The sequence below is a fragment of the Streptomyces sp. NBC_01089 genome, from assembly GCF_045162975.1.
GTDB lineage: Bacteria > Actinomycetota > Actinomycetes > Streptomycetales > Streptomycetaceae > Streptomyces.
Genome location: NZ_CP108660.1, coordinates 1,045,523 through 1,065,748, shown reverse-complemented (window position 1 = coordinate 1,065,748; position 20,226 = coordinate 1,045,523). Strand labels below are relative to the sequence as shown.

Below are 20,226 nucleotides of genomic sequence, written 5' to 3'. Positions count from 1 at the left end.
CGGGAACACCCGCGCGGCGGCGTGGGGGCCCGGCGGCCACGAAACCCCGGGCCCCCATGGCGTACCCCCGTCGCGCACTCCCGTACCGGCACCGGGCCGGGGGCCGCTCAGCCCGCCCGCTGCTCCGTGTACGCGACCGGGTCGGCCAGTACCTCTTGCACGATCAGCGCCGCCGCACCCCGCGCGGCGTCCCCCGAGACCGATGAGGCGCGCAGCCTGCCGCTGCCGTGCGGCCAGAGTCCCGAGACCACCCGGCCGGTCAGTTCCCGGTCGGCGCCCGGCGACAGCCACGGCATCAGACCGCGGTAGATCCCGCCGAGCACCACCGCGTCCGGGTCGAAGAGGTTCACCGCCCCCGACAGCACCCGTCCGAGCATCACTCCGGCGTCCCCGATGGCGGCAACGGTGCGCTCGTCGCCCGAGCGGGCGCGCCGCTCCAGCTCCGCGACCCCGGAGGCCCCGGCGCCCTCGTCGATCCCGGCGGCCCACAGAAGCGCCGACTGGCCCGCGTACTGCTCCAGACAGCCCCGCGAACCGCACCGGCACTCCGGGCCTGCCGGGTCCACCACCACATGGCCGATCTCACCCGCGAACCCGTGCGCGCCGCGCAGCAGTTCACCGTCGAGCACCAGAGCGCCGCCCACCCCGATCTCACCGGTCAGATAGAGGAAACTGCGGACGTCGCCGAGCCCGCCGAACCACAGCTCGGCCAGCGCCGCCAGATTGGCCTCGTTGTCCGAACTGACCGGCAGCGGACGGCTGTCCGGGCGCAGCGCCGACAGCGCCTGCGCGAAGACGCCCTCGGCGGCCACCCGGTTCCAGCCGAGGTTGGGCGCCTGCCGCACGGTTCCCCCGGACACCAGACCGGGCAGCGCCAGCTGCACGCCGACGGGCCGCAGCTCCTGCTCGCGGGCCGACTCCAGCGCCCGCGCCGCGACCCGGGCGGCGCGCGCCAGCACACCGGCGGGCGGCGCGCCCCGGTTGTCGGTGTGCTCGGTCAGACGGACCCGGCCGGTGCCCGACAGATCCACCACGCACACCGACACATAGTCGACGTTGATCTCGACGCCGATCCCCGCGACCCCGGTGCGCGCCGGCTTGAGCACGGTACCGGGCCGGCCCGCCTGTCCGCTGAACGTCTTGCCCGACTCCGCGAGGAAGCCGCTCTCCAGCAGCTGCTCGACCAGCGAGGAGACGGCCGCCCGCGTCAGCCCCACCCGTGCGGCGACACCGGCGCGGGTGGCCTCGCCCTGCTCCCGTACGGCACGCAGCACCAGGCTGAGATTGTGCCGCCGTACGGTGTCCTTGTCGGCCTTGGGGCCGAGCGGCGTGAGGTGACTGGTCATATCGCCGCTGAGCCTATGCGACCTTGTACCGCGTCACTCGGGCGGGACGGCGCGAAAGATCCGGGTGCCGGTCAGCGTCCGGTCGCGGGTGCCCATTGGGTGGTGTTCGTGACATAGGCGGACAGGCCGTCGTTGTCGGAGTCCTGGTTCACCTGGAGGATCCAGAGCAGGTCGACGGTGCCTGACCTGGTCTGCACGCAGATCCCGGTGCCCGTGCGGAGCAGGTCCCCCTTCCGGATGTGCGCGATGGAGACGGGATTGGGCAGGTTGCCGGAGCGGGCGACCTTGCGGCAGTCGTTGGCTGAGATGTCGCGGTCCTTCGTCACTCCCCATGTGCCGCGGCCGTCCAGGAGCTTCAGTCCGCTCGTGGGGCCCGCGCCGCCCCGCGTGCCCTCCTCGCCGTAACTGCCGTCCGAGCAGTCGGTGTAGCGGAGGGTGTAGCCCGATGGCGCCTTGGCGTCGGTCGTGTCGACGTGCTCGGAGTCGTACTCCAGCGTGTCGAGGTTGATGAAGACGGACGTGGCCAGCGTGTTGACGTCGGTGATATGGCGGCAGATGCCCGCGTCCACGTACGAACTGGTGGTGTAGCGCGCGGCCTGGAGGGTGAACGCGTTGTTCTCGCTCTTGACGGTCAGGGGCACCGACGAGGTGTCGTGCGAGCCGCCCTTGCCCGGACCGCCGCCGCTGCCGCCGCTGTTACCGCTGCCGCCGCTGTCGAACGGGTTGTTCGCCCAGAGGACGCCCGCGGTCACCAGGATCATCGCTCCCACCACGGCGCCGATCACTCTGGCCCTGCCGCCGCGCGGTGTCTTCTTCGCCTCCGGCCCGGGGGAGGCGCCGGCGGGAGAGTCGGCGGGGGCCGGCCCGGGGGAGACCTCGGTGGGTGTGTAGGGCCGGACGTCCGGTGGCGCCGGCACGGCGGCTGTCTCCCTGCGGGTGGCCTCCGCCGCGACGGGCCGGGGCAGCCACCAGCCCTCTCCACGGGCCAGGTCCGCGCCCTGGGCCTCGGCCGCACGGCGGCACTCCTCGATGAGGCTCTCGGGCGACGGCCGCAGGTCAGGGTCCTTGGCGAGACACTGCTCGACGATCGGACGCAGTGAACCGGGGCATGCCGAGAGATCCGGGTCCTGCGCCACGATCCGGTACAGCAGCGCGTGCCCGGCGCCCTCGCCGAACGGGTGCGCGGAGGTGGCGGCGAAGTGGATGACGAGCCCGAGCGTGAAGACGTCGACCGCCGGGCCCGCCGTACGGCCCTCGACCTGCTCGGGCGCCATGTACCCGGGTGTGCCGAGCAGGACATCGGTGCCGGTGAGGGCCGTGGCGTCACCGGCACGCGCGATGCCGAAATCGATGACGCGCGGACCGTCGGATGCCAGCAGCACGTTCGACGGTTTGAGGTCGCGGTGGATGACCCCCGCGGTGTGCACCGACTGCAGTGCCTCGGCGACTCCCGCGGCGAGCAGAAGCACCGTCCTTGCGGGCAGCGGCCCGTGCCGCTGCACCGCGTCGGCCAGTGAGGGCCCCGGTACGTACGCGCTGGCGAGCCAGGGCTGGTCGCCCTCGGTGTCGCTGTCGAGCACCGCTGCCGTGTAGGCGCCCTGGACCCGCCGGGCCGCCGCCACCTCGCGCGCGAAGCGGCGCCTGAACTCCGGGTTCTCCGCGAACTCACGCCGGATGATCTTCAGGGCGACCGGCTGCCCGCCCCGGGTGTGGGACAGATAGACGCTCCCCATCCCACCGGCGCCGAGACGCCCGCGCAGCTGGTACCCGGAGATCTCCCGCGGGTCGTCCGACGACAGTGGCTCCACCAAGATGTCCGGCTCCCCCGAAACTCGACGCGTTCCCGGTCGGCCAGGTTAGTGGCAGTGGCCCCTGTGCTGAACCGAATTGGTGTCACAGCCCGTGGAGTTCAGCCTGGGGGCGGCCGCGGGGGCGTGCCGGCGGGCCGGTCAGAACGTGTGGGGCGCGGTGGTGGACGGCGGCACTCCGGCGTTGAACCTGGTGTCGACGAAGTCGGCGAACTTGAACTGCTTGGGGATCAGCTTCAGGCCCGCGAACTCGTCCGCGATCTGCTGCTCGGATGCGATGGCGGCCCGGTCGACGGCGACCCGTACCGTCGTGCCCGACGTACGCCGCACCGCGTCCAGCGCCACCTTGTACGGCACGCCGGTGTCCTTCGCCCACACCTTCGCCCACTGCTGCGGGTGCTGGTAGACCCACTTCCGGGCGCGCTGCAGCCGCTGCATGTAGTCCTTCATGGCCGACGCCTTCCCCTTGTCCGCCAGCGCGGAGGGGGCGGCGATGTCGAAGGTGAGGCCGTTGACCAGCCCCTGTCCGCTCACCAGGACGCGGGCGTCCCCGCCGTCCAGGGCCTGTGTGGTGGTCGGGTCGGCCGCCGCCCAGGCGTCGACGTCTCCCCGCTTGAACGCGGTCTTCGCCTCGGCGGACTGCAGGTAGTCGACCTTGACGTCCTTGATCGACATCCCGGCCTTCCTGAGCACGGCGAGCAGCAGGTCGTGCCCGGTGGTGCCCTGCATCACCGCGATCTTCTTGCCCTTGAGGTCCTTGACGCTCTTCAGCGGCGAGTTCTTCGGCACCAGGATGGCCGTGCCCGCCACCGAGCTGTGCATCGCGCCCACGACGGTGATCTTCGACTTGGACGCGGCGGCGAACACCGGGGGAGTGTTGCCGGTCCAGCCGAGGTCGACCGCCTTGGCGTTGACGGCTTCGAGGAGCAGCGGCCCGGAGGCGAAGTTCGACCAGTTGATCTTGTACGGCATGTTCTTGAACTCGCCGGAGGCTTCCAGCATCGCTCGGTCACCGCCCGTCTGGTCACCGACGTTGAGCGTCGTCGTGGTGTGTGCGGGCTTCCCTCCGCACGCCGTGGCCAGCAGAGCCAACGGGATGAGCAGGGCGCCGAAACAGCGTCGTTTCATGGGGAGCCTTCTTCGAGTCGAGCGGTCGAGCGGTCGAGTGGTGTGGGGGCGTGGGGGTGTGGGGAGTCGCGAGGCGGTCAGGAGCGGGCCTGAGCCGCCACTACGCCAAGTTCGGTCAGGAGTCCGGCGCGCAGCAGGGTGAACTCCTGCGCGCCCACGTCCCGGGGGCGCGGGATGCCCACCTGTTGCTCATGGGCGATGACGCCGTCCTGCATCACCAGGACCCGGTCGGCGAGCAGCAGCGCTTCCTCCACGTCATGCGTGACGAGCAGTACGGCGCAGCCCCTGCGCTGCCACACCTCGGCGACCTGCTGCTGCGCCTTGATCCGGGTGAGCGCGTCGAGTGCGCCGAACGGCTCGTCGAGCAGCAGCAGGTCCGGTTCGCGGACCAGCGCCCGGGCCAGTGAGGCGCGTTGGGCCTCGCCTCCGGAGAGCGTCTTGGGCCAGGCGTCCGCCCGGTGTTCGAGGCCGACCTCGGCCAGCGCCCGTACCGCGGTCTCCCGCCTGGGGCGGCCCGGCAGGCCCAGTACGACGTTGCGCCACACGCGTTTCCACGGCATCAGGCGGGGCGCCTGGAAGGCCACCGCCCGGCGGCGTGGCACGAGCACGGCGCCGTCGATGTCCCGGTCGAGCCCGGCGAGTATCCGCAGCAGCGTGCTCTTGCCGCAGCCGCTGCGGCCCAGCAGGGCCACGAACTCGCCCGGCAGTACGGTGAGATCCAGCCCGTCGATGACCGCCCGGCCGTCGAAGGACCGGGTCAGACCGGTGATCTCGACGACCGCCCGGTCCGCGGTCACTTCCCGGTGAACGTCGGTCGCCATTGCAGCAACAGCCTCTCCAGCGTACGGACGACGACATCGGCGGCCAGGCCGAGAAAGGCGTAGACGATCAGGCAGACCACGATGACGTCGGTGCGGTAGTACTCGCGGGCCTGGTCCATCAGGAAGCCGATGCCGTCGCGGGCGTTGACCGTCTCGCCGAAGACCAGGGCCAGCCACGCCGAGCCCAGCGCGAAGCGCAGCCCGGTCAGCGCGCCCGGCAGCGCCCCGGGCAGCACCACATGGCGGATCAGGCCCCAGCGGCCCAGGCCCAGCGTGGTGCCGGCCTCGATCAGCTGCTGGTCCACGCCGCGGATCCCGGCGTAGGTGTTGATGTACAGCGGGAAGGCCGCGGCGAAGGCGATCAGCGTCGCCTTGACCGTCTCACCGATGCCCAGCCAGACGATCAGCAGTGGGATGAGCCCGGCGAACGGCACCGCGCGCAGCATCTGCACCACGGCGTCGATCAGGTCCTCGCCGATCCGCAGCAGCCCGGACAGCAGCCCGAGCCCGACCCCGGCCGCCGCGCCCAGCGCCAGTCCGACGGCGACGCGCTGCACCGAGACCGCCATCGCCGACGGCAGCGTGCCGTCGGCGATCAGCCCGCGCGCGGTACGGGCGATGGTGCCCGGGGAGGCGAGGACGTCCGCCGGGAGTGTGCCGGTGGCGCTGCACACCTGCCACAGGACCAGCAGCAGTACGGGCCCGGTGGCGCGCCGGAGCCAGCGTGGCACACCGCGGCGCCGGGACGACGCGGAGACGATGGGTTCCAGCTCGACGCCTGCCGCGCCGGGTGTGACCAGCGCTTCGGAAGCGTCGGCCGATGTGCGGGATGTACCGGATATGCCAGGTACGGGAGGTGTGTCGTCGGTGCGGGTGTTCATGGAGGGCTCCACGTCGGGGCAGGAGGGCGCGGACCCGCGGCAGCGTGCGGAGGAGGTCACGCTCAGCGGGCCGGTGCGACCGCCCGCAAAGGGACATCTCGTAAATGCGACATGAACACGCGCCAGAAGCTAGCAGGTGGGACCCTCGGGCGGTCAACGGCGTCTCGCCCATCGGACGTCCGTCTTATGTGCCGAACGCGGCTGGTCAAGGGGGCGGAGGCCCGGCGGCCGTTGTGCCGCCCCGGGCGACCGCCCCTAAGCGGATGCTCAGCCAAAAGGCTTGTGCGGAGTGGAACACGTTCTTAACATCATCGATGTCACATCAGTTGTGTCACAGTCCTGGGGGCGTGATGGCAGAGGCAGGGAACGGTCCGCTGGCGGGAGTCCGGGTGGTCGAGCTGGCGGGGATCGGCCCCGGCCCGTTCGCCGCGATGGTCCTCGCGGACCTCGGCGCCGACGTCGTACGCGTCGACAGACCGGGCGGCGCCGGGCTCGCGGTCGACCCGGAGTACGACCTCACCAACCGCAACAAGCGCTCGGTCCTCATCGACCTCAAGGCCGACGACGGGCCCGCCCGCGTCCTCGGCCTCGTGGAGCGCGCCGACATCCTGATCGAGGGGTACCGGCCCGGCGTCGCCGAGCGCCTCGGCGTCGGCCCGCGGGAGTGCCACGCCCGTAATCCGAAGCTCGTGTACGGGCGGATGACCGGCTGGGGCCAGGAGGGGCCGCTGGCCGGACGCGCCGGGCACGACATCGCGTACATCGCCGTCACCGGCACCCTCGGAATGATCGGCAGCCCCGGCGAGCCGCCCACCGTCCCGGCCAACCTGGTCGGTGACTACGCGGGCGGCTCGCTCTATCTGGTGATCGGGATCCTCGCCGCGCTCCAGCACGCGCGCACCGGCGGGGGAGCGGGGCAGGTGGTCGACGCCGCGATCGTGGACGGCGCCGCGCATCTCGCCACCATGATCCACGGCATGCTGGCGGCCGGCGGCTGGCAGGACAGGCGCGGGGCGAATCTGCTGGACGGCGGCTGCCCCTTCTACGGCAGCTACGAGACGTCGGACGGCGAGTACATGGCGGTGGGCGCCCTGGAGCCGCAGTTCTACGACGAGTTCGTGCAGCTGCTCGGCATCGCGGCCGAAGCCCCCGCCCGCAAGGACTTCGCCCGCTGGGACGGGCTGCGCGAGGCGATCGCCGCCCGCTTCCTGACCCGCACCCGGGCGGAGTGGACGGCGCTCTTCGAGGGGTCGGACGCCTGCGTGGCGCCGGTCCTCTCGCTGCGCGAGGCGCCGGCCCATCCGCATCTCGCCGCCCGTGGGACGTTCGTCGAGCACAGCGGGATCACCCAGCCCGCGCCCGCGCCGCGTTTCTCCGCCACCCCCGGTTCCGTACGGCTCGGACCCGCGCAGCCGGGTGCGGACACGGCCGAAGTGGCCAGGGACTGGGGCGTGCCTGACCTCGCGGGAGCGGCCGCCGGACCGGACAACACCACGTCGGATGAAGACCGTTGACAGCAGGGGGAGACCGTTGAAACGCCAGATCTTCACCGCGGAGCACGACGCGTTCCGGGAGACCGTCCGCACCTTCCTGCACAAGGAGGTCCTCCCGCACTACGAGCAGTGGGAGAAGGACGGCATCACCTCCCGCGACGCCTGGCTCGCGGCCGGCCGCCAGGGGCTCCTCGGGCTCGCCGTCCCCGAGGAGTACGGCGGCGGCGGGAACCCCGACTTCCGCTACAGCGCCGTGCTCGCCGAGGAGTTCGCCCGGGCCGGGGCGTCCGGGCTCGCGCTCGGGCTGCACAACGACATCGTCGTCCCCTATCTCACCGCCCTGGCCACCGAGGAGCAGCGCGGGCGCTGGCTGCCCGGCTTCTGCAGCGGCCGGACCATCACGGCGATCGCGATGACCGAGCCGGGCGCCGGGTCCGATCTGCAGGGCATCCGGACGTACGCCGAGGACCGCGGGGACCACTGGGTGCTCAACGGCTCCAAGACGTTCATCTCCAACGGAATCCTCGCCGACCTGGTGGTCGTGGTCGCCCGCACCTCACCGGACGGCGGTGCCAAGGGCCTGTCACTGCTGGCCGTCGAGCGCGGTACCGCCGGATTCGAGCGCGGCCGCAACCTGGACAAGATCGGCCAGAAGTCGCAGGACACCGCTGAGCTGTTCTTCCACGACGTCCGGGTCCCCAAGGAGAATCTGCTCGGCGAGCAGGACGGGGCGTTCATCCATCTGATGACCAACCTCGCCCAGGAGCGTCTCGCCATCGCCGTGGCCGCGATCGCCGCCGCCGAACACCTCCTGGAGATCACCACGGCGTACGTCAAGGAGCGCGAGGCGTTCGGCCGGCCGCTCTCGAAGCTCCAGCACATCCGCTTCGAGATCGCCGAGATGGCCACCGAGTGCGCCGTCACCCGTACGTTCGTCGACCGCTGCATCACCGAACACTCGGCGGGCGGGCTCGACGCCGTACACGCCTCGATGGCCAAGTGGTGGTCCACCGAACTGCAGAAGCGGGTCGCCGACCGCTGTCTCCAACTGCACGGCGGCTACGGCTACATGACCGAGTACCCGGTCGCCAGGGCGTTCACCGACGGCCGTATCCAGACGATCTACGGCGGCACCACCGAAATCATGAAGGAGATCATCGGCCGCTCGCTGCTCGCCTGACCTTCGCCCCTCCCTCGGGCGTCCCGTATCCCGCCGCCCGTGTCCCGCACCCCGATCCGCACTCCGAAAGGCCGCTGTCTTGAGTACCGAAGCGTTTGTGTACGACGCGATCCGCACCCCACGCGGGCGCGGGAAGGCCAATGGCGCCCTGCACGGCACCAAGCCCATCGACCTGGTCGTCGGGCTGATCCACGAACTGCGCCGCAGGTTCCCCGGTCTCGATCCGGCGGCCATCGACGACATCGTGCTCGGTGTGGTCAGTCCGGTCGGCGACCAGGGCTCCGACATCGCCCGCACGGCGGCCGTCGCGGCCGGCCTCCCCGACACCGTGGCCGGCGTCCAGGAGAACCGCTTCTGCGCCTCCGGCCTGGAAGCCGTCAACCTGGCTGCGGCGAAGGTGCGTTCCGGCTGGGAGGACCTGATCCTGGCCGGCGGGGTCGAGTCGATGTCGCGCGTCCCGATGGCCTCCGACGGCGGGGCCTGGGCGATGGACCCGATGACCAACTGGGACACCGGCTTCGCACCCCAGGGCATCGGCGCCGACCTCATCGCCACCATCGGCGGCTTCACCCGGCGCGACGTCGACTCCTACGCCGCGCTCTCGCAGGAACGGGCCGCCGAGGCGTGGAAGGACGGCAGGTTCGCCCGCTCCGTCGTCCCCGTCACCGACCGCAACGGCCTGATGGTCCTCGACCACGACGAGCATCTGCGGCCCGGCACCACCGCGGACTCGCTCGCCGCGCTCAAGCCGTCCTTCGCCGCGATCGGCGAGATGGGCGGCTTCGACGCGGTGGCGCTGCAGAAGTACCACTGGATCGAGAAGATCGACCACGTCCACCACGCGGGCAACTCATCGGGCATCGTGGACGGTGCCTCACTGGTCGCCATCGGCTCCGGCGAGGTCGGCGAGCGGTACGGATTGACGCCCCGGGCCCGGATCGTCTCCGCCGCGGTCTCGGGATCGGAGCCGACGATCATGCTGACCGGGCCCGCGCCCGCCACCCGCAAGGCGCTCGCCAAGGCAGGTCTGACCATCGGCGACATCGACCTGGTGGAGATCAACGAAGCCTTCGCCGGTGTCGTCCTGCGCTTCGCCCGCGACATGGACCTGCCGCTGGACAAGATCAACGTCAACGGCGGAGCGATCGCCCTGGGACACCCGCTCGGCGCCACCGGAGCGATGATCCTCGGCACCCTCGTCGACGAACTGGAGCGCCGCGACCAGCGGTACGGCCTCGCCACCCTCTGCGTCGGCGGCGGCATGGGCGTCGCCACCGTCGTCGAGCGTCTCTGACCGCGTCCCTCCCACCCACGGCCCTCACGGAGCAGCCACACCATGAGCGAGAACACCACCATCCGCTGGGAACAGGACGGGACCGGCGTCGTCACCCTCGTCCTCGACGACCCCAACCAGTCCGCGAACACCATGAACCAGGCGTTCAAGGACTCGATCGCGGCCGTCGCCGACCGCGCGGAGGCCGAGAAGGACTCCATCCGCGGCATCATCTACACCTCGGCGAAGAAGACCTTCTTCGCCGGGGGCGACCTCAAGGACATGATCAAGGTCGGGCCGGCCCAGGCCCAGCAGGCGTTCGACACCGGCACGGCCATCAAGAACTCCCTGCGGCGCATCGAGACCCTGGGCAAGCCGGTCGTCGCCGCCGTCAACGGCTCGGCGCTCGGCGGCGGTTACGAGATCGCCCTCGCCAGCCACCACCGCATCGCGCTCGACGCGCCGGGCTCCAGGATCGGCCTGCCCGAGGTCACCCTCGGCCTGCTGCCGGCCGGTGGCGGTGTCACCCGTACCGTACGGCTGATGGGCATCGCCGACGCGCTGCTCAAGGTGCTTCTGCAGGGCAACCGGTACAACCCGCGGCGCGCCCTGGAGAGCGGCCTCGTCCATGAAGTCGCCGCCACCGCCTACGAGATGCTGGCGCAGGCGCGTGCCTTCATCGACGCCCACCCGGAGTCGTGGCAGCCCTGGGACGTCAAGGGGTACAAGATCCCCGGCGGCACCCCGTCGAACCCGAAGTTCGCCGCCAACCTGCCCGCGTTCCCTGCGAATCTGAAGAAGCAGCTGCAGGGCGCCCCCTATCCCGCACCCCGCAACATCCTGGCCGCGGCCGTCGAAGGCTCCCAGGTCGACTTCGAGACGGCGCTGACCATCGAGGCCAGGTACTTCACCGAGCTGGTCACGGGACAGACCGCGAAGAACATGATCCAGGCGTTCTTCTTCGACCTCCAGGCCGTCAACGCGGGGGCCAGCCGCCCGCAGGGGATCGCACCCCGCGAGGTCCGCAAGGTCGCCGTGCTCGGCGCCGGGATGATGGGCGCAGGTATCGCCTACTCCTGCGCACGCGCCGGGATCGACGTCGTACTCAAGGACGTGTCGGCCGAGGCCGCGCAGAAAGGCAAGGCGTACTCGGAGAAGCTCCTCGCGAAGGCGCTCTCGCGCGGCCGCACCACCGAGGCACAGCGCGACGAGCTGCTGGCCCGCATCACCCCGACCGGGAACCCGGCCGACCTCGCGGGCTGCGACGCGGTGATCGAGGCGGTCTTCGAGGACGTGGCGCTCAAGCACAAGGTGTTCCAGGAGATCCAGGGCGTCATCGAACCCGACGCGCTGCTCTGCTCCAACACCTCGACCCTCCCCATCACACTGCTCGCCGAAGGTGTCGAGCGGCAGGGCGACTTCATCGGGCTGCACTTCTTCTCGCCCGTGGACAAGATGCCGCTCGTCGAGATCATCAAGGGCGAACGGACCGGTGACGAAGCGCTGGCGCGCGCCTTCGACCTCGTACGCCGGATCAACAAGACCCCGGTCGTCGTCAACGACTCCCGCGGCTTCTTCACCTCGCGCGTCATCGGCCAGTTCATCAACGAGGGCGTGGCGATGATCGGCGAGGGCGTCGAGCCCGCGTCGGTCGAACAGGCCGCCGCCCAGGCCGGTTACCCGGCCAAGGTGCTCTCGCTGATGGACGAGCTGACGCTCACTCTGCCGCGCAAGATCCGCAACGAGGCGAAGCGTGCCACCGAGGAGGCGGGCGGCACCTGGACCGGGCATCCGTCGGACGCGGTCATCGACCGGATGGTCGACGAATTCGGCCGGCCGGGCCGCAGCGGGGGAGCGGGGTTCTACGACTACGAGGACGGCAAGCGGACCGGACTCTGGCCGGGGCTGCGTGAGCACTTCACGAAGCCCGGAACGGACGTCCCCTTCACCGACATGAAGGAGCGGATGCTCTTCTCCGAGGCGCTGGACAGCGTCCGCTGTCTGGAGGAGGGGGTCCTGACCTCGGTCGCCGACGCCAACATCGGCTCGATCCTCGGCATCGGCTTCCCGGGCTGGACCGGGGGTGTGCTCCAGTACATCAACGGTTACGAGGGCGGCCTGCCCGGCTTCGTGGCGCGCGCCCGGGAACTGGCCGAGCGGTACGGGGAGCGGTTCACGCCGCCCGCGCTGCTGGTCGGGAAGGCCGAGCGGGGCGAGACCTTCAGCGACAACTGAGGCGGGAGAGCCGGAGAGCCGGTGAGCAGGAAGGCCGGGCCGGGCCGGGGCAGGTCCGGGCCCGGCCTTCTGGGTCAGGGGGCTGCGGGTCCGTCCGCGTAACGGGCCTGCAGCTCCTCCTTGAGCGACCGCTGGAACGCGGTCACCAGCGCCTGCACCACCATGGGCTGCATATCGGCGGAGAGCGTCTTCATCGCCTCCACCGCGTCGGGGTCGCTCTCCCGCTCCCGGTAGGGCCCCCACACCTCGTCCTGGAAGAGCCGGGTCAACTCCTTCGCCGCGGCCCGGGTGTGCTCAAGGACCACGGTGCGCGCGGCGAGGATCGTCTCGTGGGCGATCGGCACATCGAGCAGCTGCACACCGAGCGCGAGCAGCCCCGGATCCACCCGGAAAGCGTCCTTGTCGCCCTCGACCCGCTCCAGCACGTTCATCGCGGCCAGCCGGTCGATGTCCGGTTCGGGCAGCGGCCGGCCCGCCCGGCGCTCCAGCTCCGCGCGGGTCGCCTCGTCCGCACCCTCCGGCGCCCACGAGGCCACCACGGCGCGGTGGATCGCGAGATCATGCGCGCTCAGGCCCTCGGGGAGCTGGCGGAGATAGCGCTCGATCGCGGCCAGCGTCATCCCGTGGTGCTGCAACTCCTCGACGAGCGCCAGCCGGGAGAGATGCGCGGGGCCGTACAGCCCGACGCGGCGCGGCCCGATCACCGGCGGGGGGAGCAGGCCGCGTGCGCTGTAGAAGCGGACGGTGCGGACGGTCACCCCGGCGCGCGCGGCCAGCTCGTCGACCGTGAGGGCCGCGGCCGTGTCCGGGCCCGTGCCGTCGGGGCAGGTCGCCATTGCTTGTGCCTCGTTTCCCGGATACCCGGTCGGTCGGGGTCGATCACTCGGTCCGGTACAACAGTATTGCTGTCGCACCACCCTTGTGAAAGTCCGGGGCGGCCGTGGGTAACCGTCAGGAGCGGTAGGCGCGCTTGGACCGGCGGCTCATCCTCGTGTTCTGGAAGGCCACGCATTCCCAGCGTCCGTCCTGGCGGTGCAGCGTGAACGTCTGGAACTTGTCGAAGCCGATCCGGCTGCCCTTGCCGACGCCGCCGACGGTGGTCACCACCGCCGTGGACTCGTCCGGCATCCGCACGTCGATCGGCTTGACGGTCATGCGCGTGCCCTTCTGCCACCGGGTGAACACCTCATGGTGTGTCCGCTCGATGGCGGCGCGCCCGAGCATGGCGTCCCCCATGAAGATCACATATGACGCGTCCTCCGCGAACTGTGCCGCGTAGCCGCTCGCGTCCCCCGCGTCCCAGGCATCCCGGATCCGTTCCAGGAATCCTTCGACCGTGTCCTGATTCGTGACCGCCATCGTCGTCTCCTCGGTCGGGTGTGGTCGGCCGCCTCACGGCAGCACCATTGCTTCCCACCGAAACTATTCCTACCGAAACGATTTGCGCAAGCCCCTGCCGGTCACCGGATCGGGGACGACCCGGACCGGGGACCCGGACCTGAAGGGCCGGTCACCAGGCCCGGACGGGACGACCTTCGGGCTCGACGGCGACATTGGCGTAGACGATGCCGAGCAATCTGCGCAGCTCGGACCGGTCGTCGGCCGTCAGCCCCGCGGTCAGCCGCTCCTCCGACGCGCCCGCGAGCCGGATCAACTTCTCCAGTTCCATCCGGCCCTCCTCCCGCAGGCGGACCAGTTTCACCCGGGCGTCGGCCGGCGACTCGCGCCGCTCCACCAGGCCACGCTCGATCAGCAGCGCGAGCAGCCCCACCAGACGGCTGGCCGGAATACCCAGCGATGAGGCGAGCTGTTGCTGCGCGTGTTCCTCGCCGTCACGCAGCCCGCGCAGTACGGCGAAATGCCGCGGCAGCAGATCCTCCGCGGCCAGGGCGGACTCGAAGGCGAGGGCCGCCGCGTTGCCCGCCGAAGCGATCACGAAGCCGAGTGGCTCGTCGGCGCCGGCGCTTCGCGTGGCAGGTCCTTTCCTCACCCGGGAAACGTAGCAGCTGACCGTTCCCACCGAAACGGCCCTGCCCTGGCGCCCGGTTGTCACCCGGTCGCGCATGACAAATGACATGGGTCCGGGCCGTGGACCGGTGCTGCAATGAGGTCATGTTGCACGCGAAGAGGATTCATCCGCCGAGCCAGGACTACGAGCTGACCGAGGACGGCCGGGCGCTGACGACGTTCTCGTTGCGCCGAGGCCGCATCGGCGCACGGTTCACCCTGAGCGGGGCCGACTACCAGGTCCGCACGCACCGCTTCAGTGGTGTCTACGAACTGCTCGACGCCGGCGGGTCCGTCGTCGCGACCACGGACCGGGTGCGCCGCAGCTGGAACATGACGTGCTCCGGGCGGGTCATCCGGTTCCGGCAGACCGCGGCGGCGGGCCGGGAGTACACCATGGCCGGCGACGACGGTGTGCCCGTCGGCACGATCCGCCGCACCGGACACGTCCACTCCGAGACCACCGCCGACCTGCCGGGCCTGGACCCCGCGCTCCAGGTCTTCGCGCTCGTCGTCGTGCTGCTGCGCAGGCGCCGCAAGCGGGCGGCGGCCATCCGGTCGACCTCCCTCGCGGGTGGCTGACGCCCGGCCGAAGCGCCGGCCCCCACTGCACTCCAGCTCCACTGCTTTATCGAAGTGAGGAGAACAACCATGCGCAGGACCTGGCTCGCGGCGCTCGCCGTCACGGTGGGCGCGGCCGCGGTGACCTCGGGTGTCTCGCAGATGGCCATGGCGGGGGCGTCGTCCCGGTCGCAGGAGGGCGCGCCCTCCAGGTCGCCGCTGCGGTGGGGCGCGTGCCCCAGCCCGACGGAGGCGGCCCTGCGGTGCGCACGGCTCGCGGTGCCGCTCGACTACGGTCACCCCGACGGGCGGACGATCGAAGTCGAGGTGTCCCGTCTGGCGAGCACGAAGCCGGCCGAGAAGCGCGGCGTACTGCTGCTCAACCCCGGGGGCCCCGGCCTGCCCGGGCTCCCCGTCCCCGCGTTGATGAAGCTGCCGCAGAAGGTGCGCGACCGCTATGACGTGATCGGTTTCGACCCACGGGGCGTCGGCCAGAGCACCCCGCTGACCTGTGGCTTCACCAGTGCTCAGGGCGAGGTGGCGGCCAACCCGCCCAACCCCGGCAGCTCGGCCGACGTGGCGAAGCAGGCCGTGACCGCGAAGAGTCTCGCCACGGGGTGCGCCACATCGAAGACCGCGGACCTGCTGCCGCACATCACCACCGCGAACACCGCGCGCGACATGGACCGGATCCGGGCGGCACTGGGCGTGCCGAAGATCTCGTACTACGGCGAGTCCTACGGGACCTACCTGGGCGCGGTGTACACCTCGCTCTTCCCCCGGCGCGGCGACCGCATCGTGCTCGACAGCAGCCTGCCGCCCGAGGGCTACGACGTCGCGGCGCTGCGCGGCCAGGGCACGGGCTTCGAGACCCGCTTCCCCGACTTCGCGAAGTTCGCCGCCGCCGCACCCCAGCAGTACCACCTGGGCAGCACACCGTCCGCGGTCCGTGAGAAGTACTTCCAACTCGCCGCGCGCCTCGACAAGAAGTCCGTACAGGGATACGACGGCACGACCTTCCGCGTCGTCACCGCGGGGGCCATCCGCGACGACAGCGACTTCGCCTACCTCGCCGCCACCTGGCACGCCCTGGACACGGATCAGCCGCCCCCGGGCTCCGGCGACACCGGCGGCGGGGGCGCGTACAGCGACAACTTCCCCGCCGCCTACCTCGGGGTGATCTGCGGCGACTCCCGCTGGCCGACGGCCCTCGCGACCTACCAGCACAACGTCGCGGTCGACCGCGTCCGCCACCCGATGTACGGCGCGTTCGTGGCCAACATCCGGCCGTGCGCCTTCTGGCCGGCCCCCGCCGAGCCGAAGGTGAGAATCACCGACCGTGGACCGTCGAACGTCCTCATGGTGCAGAACCTCCGCGATCCGGCGACGCCGCTGGCCGGGGCGCTGCGGACGCGCCGGGCCCTCGGTGAGCGGGCCCGGATGGTCACCGTCGACCAGGGCGGGCACGTGGCCTATCTGACGGGCTCGAACGCCTGCGGGAACGACGCGGTGACCGACTACCTGGCCACCGGGAAGCGGTCCGCACACGACAGCTACTGCCCCGCGGAGCCGGCCAGTCCCTGACCGTTCGAGCGGCCCGCCCGGCCTGCGCCCTGGTCGCGCGGGCCGCGGTCCTCCTGCCCCTTCCCGCTCCCCGCGCCGCTCCGGCCTCGGCCGTCGCATACTGGACGCAGGGGAGGACGGGCCGCGGGCAGGAGCCCGCTACGACCGACGGGAGCAGCGACGGGAGTCCGTGTATGAGCAGCCGCACCACACCGGACGGGCCGCCGCCACCGCCGCCGGGCGGGGTGCTGTGGAGCGAGGTCGGTGATATCCGGGTGCTGCTCACGCTTCCCGCGGCGCTGACCATGCAGGTGGCCCACCCGGCGGTCGGCGCCGGTGTCGACACGTACTCCGTCTTCCGTACCGACCCCTGGGGCCGCGGCGAGCGCTCCCTGCGGTCGATGCAGCTCTGGGTGTACGGCGGGGAGGCCGCCGCCGAAGAGGGGCGCAGGCTGCGCCGGATGCACCGGACCATCAGCGGCACCGACACCCGTGGCCGCCCCTACCACGCCCTCGCCCCGGCCACCTTCTCCTGGGTGCACGCCACCGGCTTCCCGGCCTTCCTGCAGGGCCGTAAGTACCTCGGGCGCCCCTACACGGACGCGCAGGAGCGGCAGTTGTACGCGGAGTGGCTCCAGGTCGGGCGGGTGCTCGGGATCAACGACCGGGACATGCCGCAGACCATTGAGGAGTTCTGGCCGTACTACCGGAAGATGCTCGCCGACGAGATCGAGGCGACCCCGGTGGTGCGGGAGCTGACCGATCCGCACAGCCCCGTACCGCCGCCCGACCGCGGCCCGCGCCCGCTCCGCGTGCTGCTCCGGATGTGCTGGCCGGTGCTCCTGCCGCCGCTGGCACGCTTCCGGCACTTCGTCACGGTCGGGCTGATGCCGCCGGACGCACGTCAGGCGATCGGCCTGGAGTGGACGGACGCCCAGGAGCGGGCGTTGCGCCGTTTCGGCCGGTGTGTGCGGGCGGTGGTGCCGGTGCTTCCCGAGCGGGTGCGCTTCCTGCCGCTGGCCCGTGCGGCACGGGCCGAGCACCGGGCGGAGCACCGGGCCGCGGTCTCCGGTGGCAAGCCGGACGTCACGCGGAGACCCGGCGCACCAGATCGGTCGGCATGATCACCGAGTCCGGTGCGGCGGCGCTCGCGCCGTCCAGTCCGCGTACCAGCATCCGGACCATCAACCGCCCCATGCCCTCGATGTCCTGACGGACCGTCGTCAGCGGCGGGTCGGTGCACTCGGCGACCTTCTCCATGTCGTCGAACCCCACCACCGCCACATCGTCCGGCACCCGTCTGCCGTGTTCCCGCAGGACCTGGAGCGCCCCCGAAGCCATCAGATCGTTGGCCGCGAAGACCGCGTCCACCTCGGGCCGCCGCTCCAGCAGCCCGGACATCGCGGCGGCGCCGCTCTCCGCGGTGAAGGTCCCCTGCACGGTGAGCCCGGGGTCGACGTCGATGAGCACATCGCGGTAGCCGTCCCGCCGGTCTATCCCCGATGTCTGGTCCTGCGGGCCCGCGATGTGCGCGATGTGCCTGCGCCCGAGCGAGACCAGATGCCGGACGGCGGCGCGGGCGCCGCCCCGGTTGTCACAGTCGGCGTAGGGCAGCGCGAGACCGGACTCCGGGCCCGCCCAGGCAGGCCGGCCGCCGAAGACCGTGGGGATCCCGGCGCGGTGGATCACGGCGGGCAGCGAGTCCTCGGTGTGCAGCGAGAAGGCCAGCGCACCGTCCACGTGGCCGCCCGCCAGATAGCGGCCGATCCGGTCGTAGTCCTTTCTGCCCTCCACCAGAAGCAGCACCAACTGCGAATCATGCGCGGTCAGTTCACGGCTGATGCCGCGCAACTGCTGGGAGAAGAAGGGGTCCGAGAAGATCCGGATCTCCGGCTCCGCGATGATGACCGCGACCGCGCCGTTGCGCCGGGTGACCAGCGTCCTGGCCGCGTGATTGGGTACGTAGCCCAGTTCATCGACCGCCAGCCTGACCCGGTCCACCAGGGGCTGCCGTACCCCGGCGCCGCCGTTGACGACACGCGAGGCCGTCGCCCGCGACACACCCGCGCGGGCCGCTACGGCTTCCAGGGTCGGCCGGGAGCCATGGGTCGGATCGGGCAAGGGTGCTCCTCGTCGGGCGCGGCCGCAGGCACGCGGGTCTCGTTCCGCGGCGGCCTCGTGCCGCGGTGCCGGAGCAGCCTAACCACCAGCCGCCGCACGCAGGAAGCCGCGCCGCCCGGTCCACCGGCGCGGCGCGGCCTCCCGCACGGGTCAGTGGTCGTGGACGGTGTGCGCCCGCTCGATCCGCTGCCAGGACTTCGGCGCCACGGGCCGCGCGTCCGGGTGCGCGATCCGGGCCTGCCGCGCCGCACCCGCGGCCGGCTTGGACGGGGTGAACAGCCAGGTGTCGAAGAAGGCCGCCAGCGGCTTCCCGGAGACCTGCTCGGCGTACTTCTCGAAGTCGGCAACGGAGGCGTTGCCGTAGGCGTGCTCGGCCGGCCACCCCTTGAGGATCTTGAAGAACGCGGTGTCACCGACCTTGTCGCGCAGCGCCTGGATGGCGAGCGCGCCCCGGTCGTAGACGGCGTCGTCGAACTGGTTCGCCGCACCCGGGTCGCCGGGCTTCACCGTCCAGAACGCGTCGTCGGCCGGGTGCGAGGCGTACACGTAGTCCGCCAGCTCCTGCGCGGTCCCGTCGCCCTGGCTCTCCGACCAGAGCCACTCGGCGTAGGAGGCGAAGCCCTCGTTGATCCAGATGTCCTTCCAGCCCTTGAGCGACACGTCGTCGCCGTACCACTGGTGCGCCAGCTCATGGACGACCACCGAGACATTGGCGCCGTTCGCGAACTGCTTGGGGCTGTAGAACGGCCGGGTCTGGGTCTCCAGCGCGTACCCGGTGTCGGTGTTCGGCACATAGCCGCCGAGCGCGTTGAAGGGGTAGGGGCCGAAGTACCCGCTCAGCCAGTCCGCGACCTCGCCCGTCCGCTCCACACTGGCGCGCGCCGCGCCCGCGTTGTCGCCCAGGTCCTTGCTGTACGCGTTGGTGATCGGCACACCGGACTCGGTGGTGCCGGTGGTGATGTCGAACTTGCCGACCGCGAGCGTGGTCAGATAGGTGGCCTGCGGCTTGTCGGAGCGCCAGTTGTACGTGGTCCGGCCCAGCTGCGAACGCTGCGACTGGAGCACGCCGTTGCTGATCGCCTGGGTGCCGTCGGGCACCGAGACCGACACGTCGTACGTGGCCTTGTCGAGCGGGTGGTCATTGCTCGGGAACCACCACCAGGCCGACTCGGGCTCGTCCGCGGCGACCGCGCCGTCCGGGGTGCGGTGCCAGGTGGAGAAGCCGTACGCCGACTTGGTCGACGGCACCCCGCTGTAGCGGACCACGATGGTGACGGCGGAGCCCTTGGCCAGGCCCTTGGCCGGGGTCACCACCAGCTCGTGCTGGCCCGATGTGGCGAAGGACGCCTTGGCGCCGTTGACGCGCACCTCGCTCACATCGAGCAGGAAGTCCAGATCGAACCGGGAGAGGTCCTGGGTCGCGGTGGCCAGGATCGTCGCGGTGCCGTCCAGCCGGTCGGTCGACGGCTGGTACTTCAGCTTGAGGTCGTAGTGCGAGACGTCGTATCCGCCATTGCCGTACGCGGGGTAGTACGGGTCGCCGATGCCCGGAGCCCCGGGCGTGAAGCCGGCCGCCGATGCCGGGATCGCCAGCAGAAGCGAGGCGGCCGCGAGCACGCTCGGGACGATGAGTCTGCGGTGCACTGAAGCTCCAAGTCGTGGGGGTCGTCGTTGTGTTCGACCCTATTCAGCCCAGCTGCCCCTGGTCATGTCCACGGTCACAGCTGTCACAGGATCGCCATTCGGCCGACATAGACCCTGCCGCACCGCCCAGGGCCGTGCCGCCCGCCCCGCCGGAGCGCGGGCCGC

The 20,226-nt window shown here is 71.4% G+C and carries 17 protein-coding genes; 7 read left to right on the top strand and 10 right to left on the bottom strand.

The genetic code is table 11. The features are described 5' to 3' along the window. Positions 1-107: 107 nt before the first annotated feature. From OG510_RS04715 to OG510_RS04695, 5 genes are all read right to left on the bottom strand, one after another. Positions 108-1,346, bottom strand: a complete 1,239-nt coding sequence (locus tag OG510_RS04715; RefSeq protein WP_406135430.1) for an ROK family protein — start codon at positions 1,344-1,346, stop codon at positions 108-110. 71 nt (positions 1,347-1,417) lie between these two features. After that, the gene (locus OG510_RS04710) at positions 1,418-3,154 is read right to left on the bottom strand and encodes a protein kinase domain-containing protein (protein WP_406142305.1); all 1,737 of its coding nucleotides are present in this window, start codon (positions 3,152-3,154) and stop codon (positions 1,418-1,420) included. Positions 3,155-3,295: 141 nt separating this feature from the next. Beyond that, a complete protein-coding gene (locus tag OG510_RS04705; protein ID WP_406135429.1) occupies positions 3,296-4,282 on the bottom strand; it encodes an ABC transporter substrate-binding protein in 987 nt (328 codons plus the stop codon). A gap of 77 nt (positions 4,283-4,359) precedes the next feature. Beyond that, positions 4,360-5,103 carry an ABC transporter ATP-binding protein gene (locus tag OG510_RS04700; protein WP_406135428.1) on the bottom strand — a complete coding sequence of 248 codons (744 nt, stop codon included), beginning with the start codon at positions 5,101-5,103 and terminating at the stop codon, positions 4,360-4,362. Further along, entirely contained in the window at positions 5,076-5,984 is a 909-nt protein-coding gene (locus OG510_RS04695; protein ID WP_406135426.1) for an ABC transporter permease, read from the bottom strand. Before OG510_RS04695 ends, OG510_RS04700 begins: the two co-directional genes overlap by 28 nt. Positions 5,985-6,334: 350 nt before the next feature. Between OG510_RS04695 and OG510_RS04690 the strand changes: the two genes are divergently transcribed. The 4 genes from OG510_RS04690 (at position 6,335) to OG510_RS04675 (ending at position 12,165) form a co-directional block, all read left to right on the top strand. Further along, on the top strand, positions 6,335-7,498 hold the full coding sequence (locus OG510_RS04690; RefSeq protein WP_406135424.1) for a CaiB/BaiF CoA transferase family protein: 1,164 nt from the start codon (positions 6,335-6,337) through the stop codon (positions 7,496-7,498). A 16-nt stretch (positions 7,499-7,514) separates the two neighbouring features. Continuing rightward, complete coding sequence (locus OG510_RS04685) at positions 7,515-8,657, top strand: acyl-CoA dehydrogenase family protein (RefSeq protein WP_406135422.1); 1,143 nt, start codon at positions 7,515-7,517, stop codon at positions 8,655-8,657. Between the two features lie 79 nt (positions 8,658-8,736). Further along, entirely contained in the window at positions 8,737-9,951 is a 1,215-nt protein-coding gene (locus tag OG510_RS04680) for an acetyl-CoA C-acetyltransferase (RefSeq protein WP_406135420.1), read from the top strand. Between the two features lie 42 nt (positions 9,952-9,993). Then, on the top strand, positions 9,994-12,165 hold the full coding sequence (locus tag OG510_RS04675) for a 3-hydroxyacyl-CoA dehydrogenase NAD-binding domain-containing protein (protein ID WP_406135419.1): 2,172 nt from the start codon (positions 9,994-9,996) through the stop codon (positions 12,163-12,165). 74 nt (positions 12,166-12,239) lie between these two features. On the opposite strand, the gene OG510_RS04670 is transcribed toward OG510_RS04675, so the two are convergent. From OG510_RS04670 to OG510_RS04660, 3 genes are all read right to left on the bottom strand, one after another. Then, positions 12,240-13,001 carry a MerR family transcriptional regulator gene (locus OG510_RS04670; RefSeq protein WP_406135418.1) on the bottom strand — a complete coding sequence of 254 codons (762 nt, stop codon included), beginning with the start codon at positions 12,999-13,001 and terminating at the stop codon, positions 12,240-12,242. 115 nt (positions 13,002-13,116) lie between these two features. Then, positions 13,117-13,524, bottom strand: a complete 408-nt coding sequence (locus OG510_RS04665) for an SgcJ/EcaC family oxidoreductase (protein WP_406135417.1) — start codon at positions 13,522-13,524, stop codon at positions 13,117-13,119. 151 nt (positions 13,525-13,675) lie between these two features. Beyond that, positions 13,676-14,155: a MarR family winged helix-turn-helix transcriptional regulator gene (locus OG510_RS04660; RefSeq protein WP_406135416.1), complete on the bottom strand. Its 480-nt coding sequence runs from the start codon at positions 14,153-14,155 to the stop codon at positions 13,676-13,678. Between the two features lie 122 nt (positions 14,156-14,277). Between OG510_RS04660 and OG510_RS04655 the strand changes: the two genes are divergently transcribed. From OG510_RS04655 to OG510_RS04645, 3 genes are all read left to right on the top strand, one after another. Beyond that, the gene (locus tag OG510_RS04655; protein ID WP_406135415.1) at positions 14,278-14,754 is read left to right on the top strand and encodes a hypothetical protein; all 477 of its coding nucleotides are present in this window, start codon (positions 14,278-14,280) and stop codon (positions 14,752-14,754) included. 69 nt (positions 14,755-14,823) lie between these two features. Beyond that, positions 14,824-16,317: an alpha/beta hydrolase gene (locus OG510_RS04650; protein ID WP_406135414.1), complete on the top strand. Its 1,494-nt coding sequence runs from the start codon at positions 14,824-14,826 to the stop codon at positions 16,315-16,317. Positions 16,318-16,490: 173 nt separating this feature from the next. Beyond that, positions 16,491-17,420: an oxygenase MpaB family protein gene (locus OG510_RS04645; protein ID WP_406135413.1), complete on the top strand. Its 930-nt coding sequence runs from the start codon at positions 16,491-16,493 to the stop codon at positions 17,418-17,420. Here OG510_RS04645 and OG510_RS04640 read toward each other — a convergent pair. Then, entirely contained in the window at positions 17,383-18,417 is a 1,035-nt protein-coding gene (locus OG510_RS04640; RefSeq protein ID WP_406135412.1) for a LacI family DNA-binding transcriptional regulator, read from the bottom strand. The two genes, OG510_RS04645 and OG510_RS04640, sit on opposite strands and share 38 nt — an antisense overlap. A 150-nt stretch (positions 18,418-18,567) precedes the next feature. Continuing rightward, positions 18,568-20,061, bottom strand: coding sequence for a M1 family metallopeptidase (locus OG510_RS04635; protein WP_406135411.1), 1,494 nt, complete (start codon positions 20,059-20,061; stop codon positions 18,568-18,570). Positions 20,062-20,226: the final 165 nt, after the last annotated feature.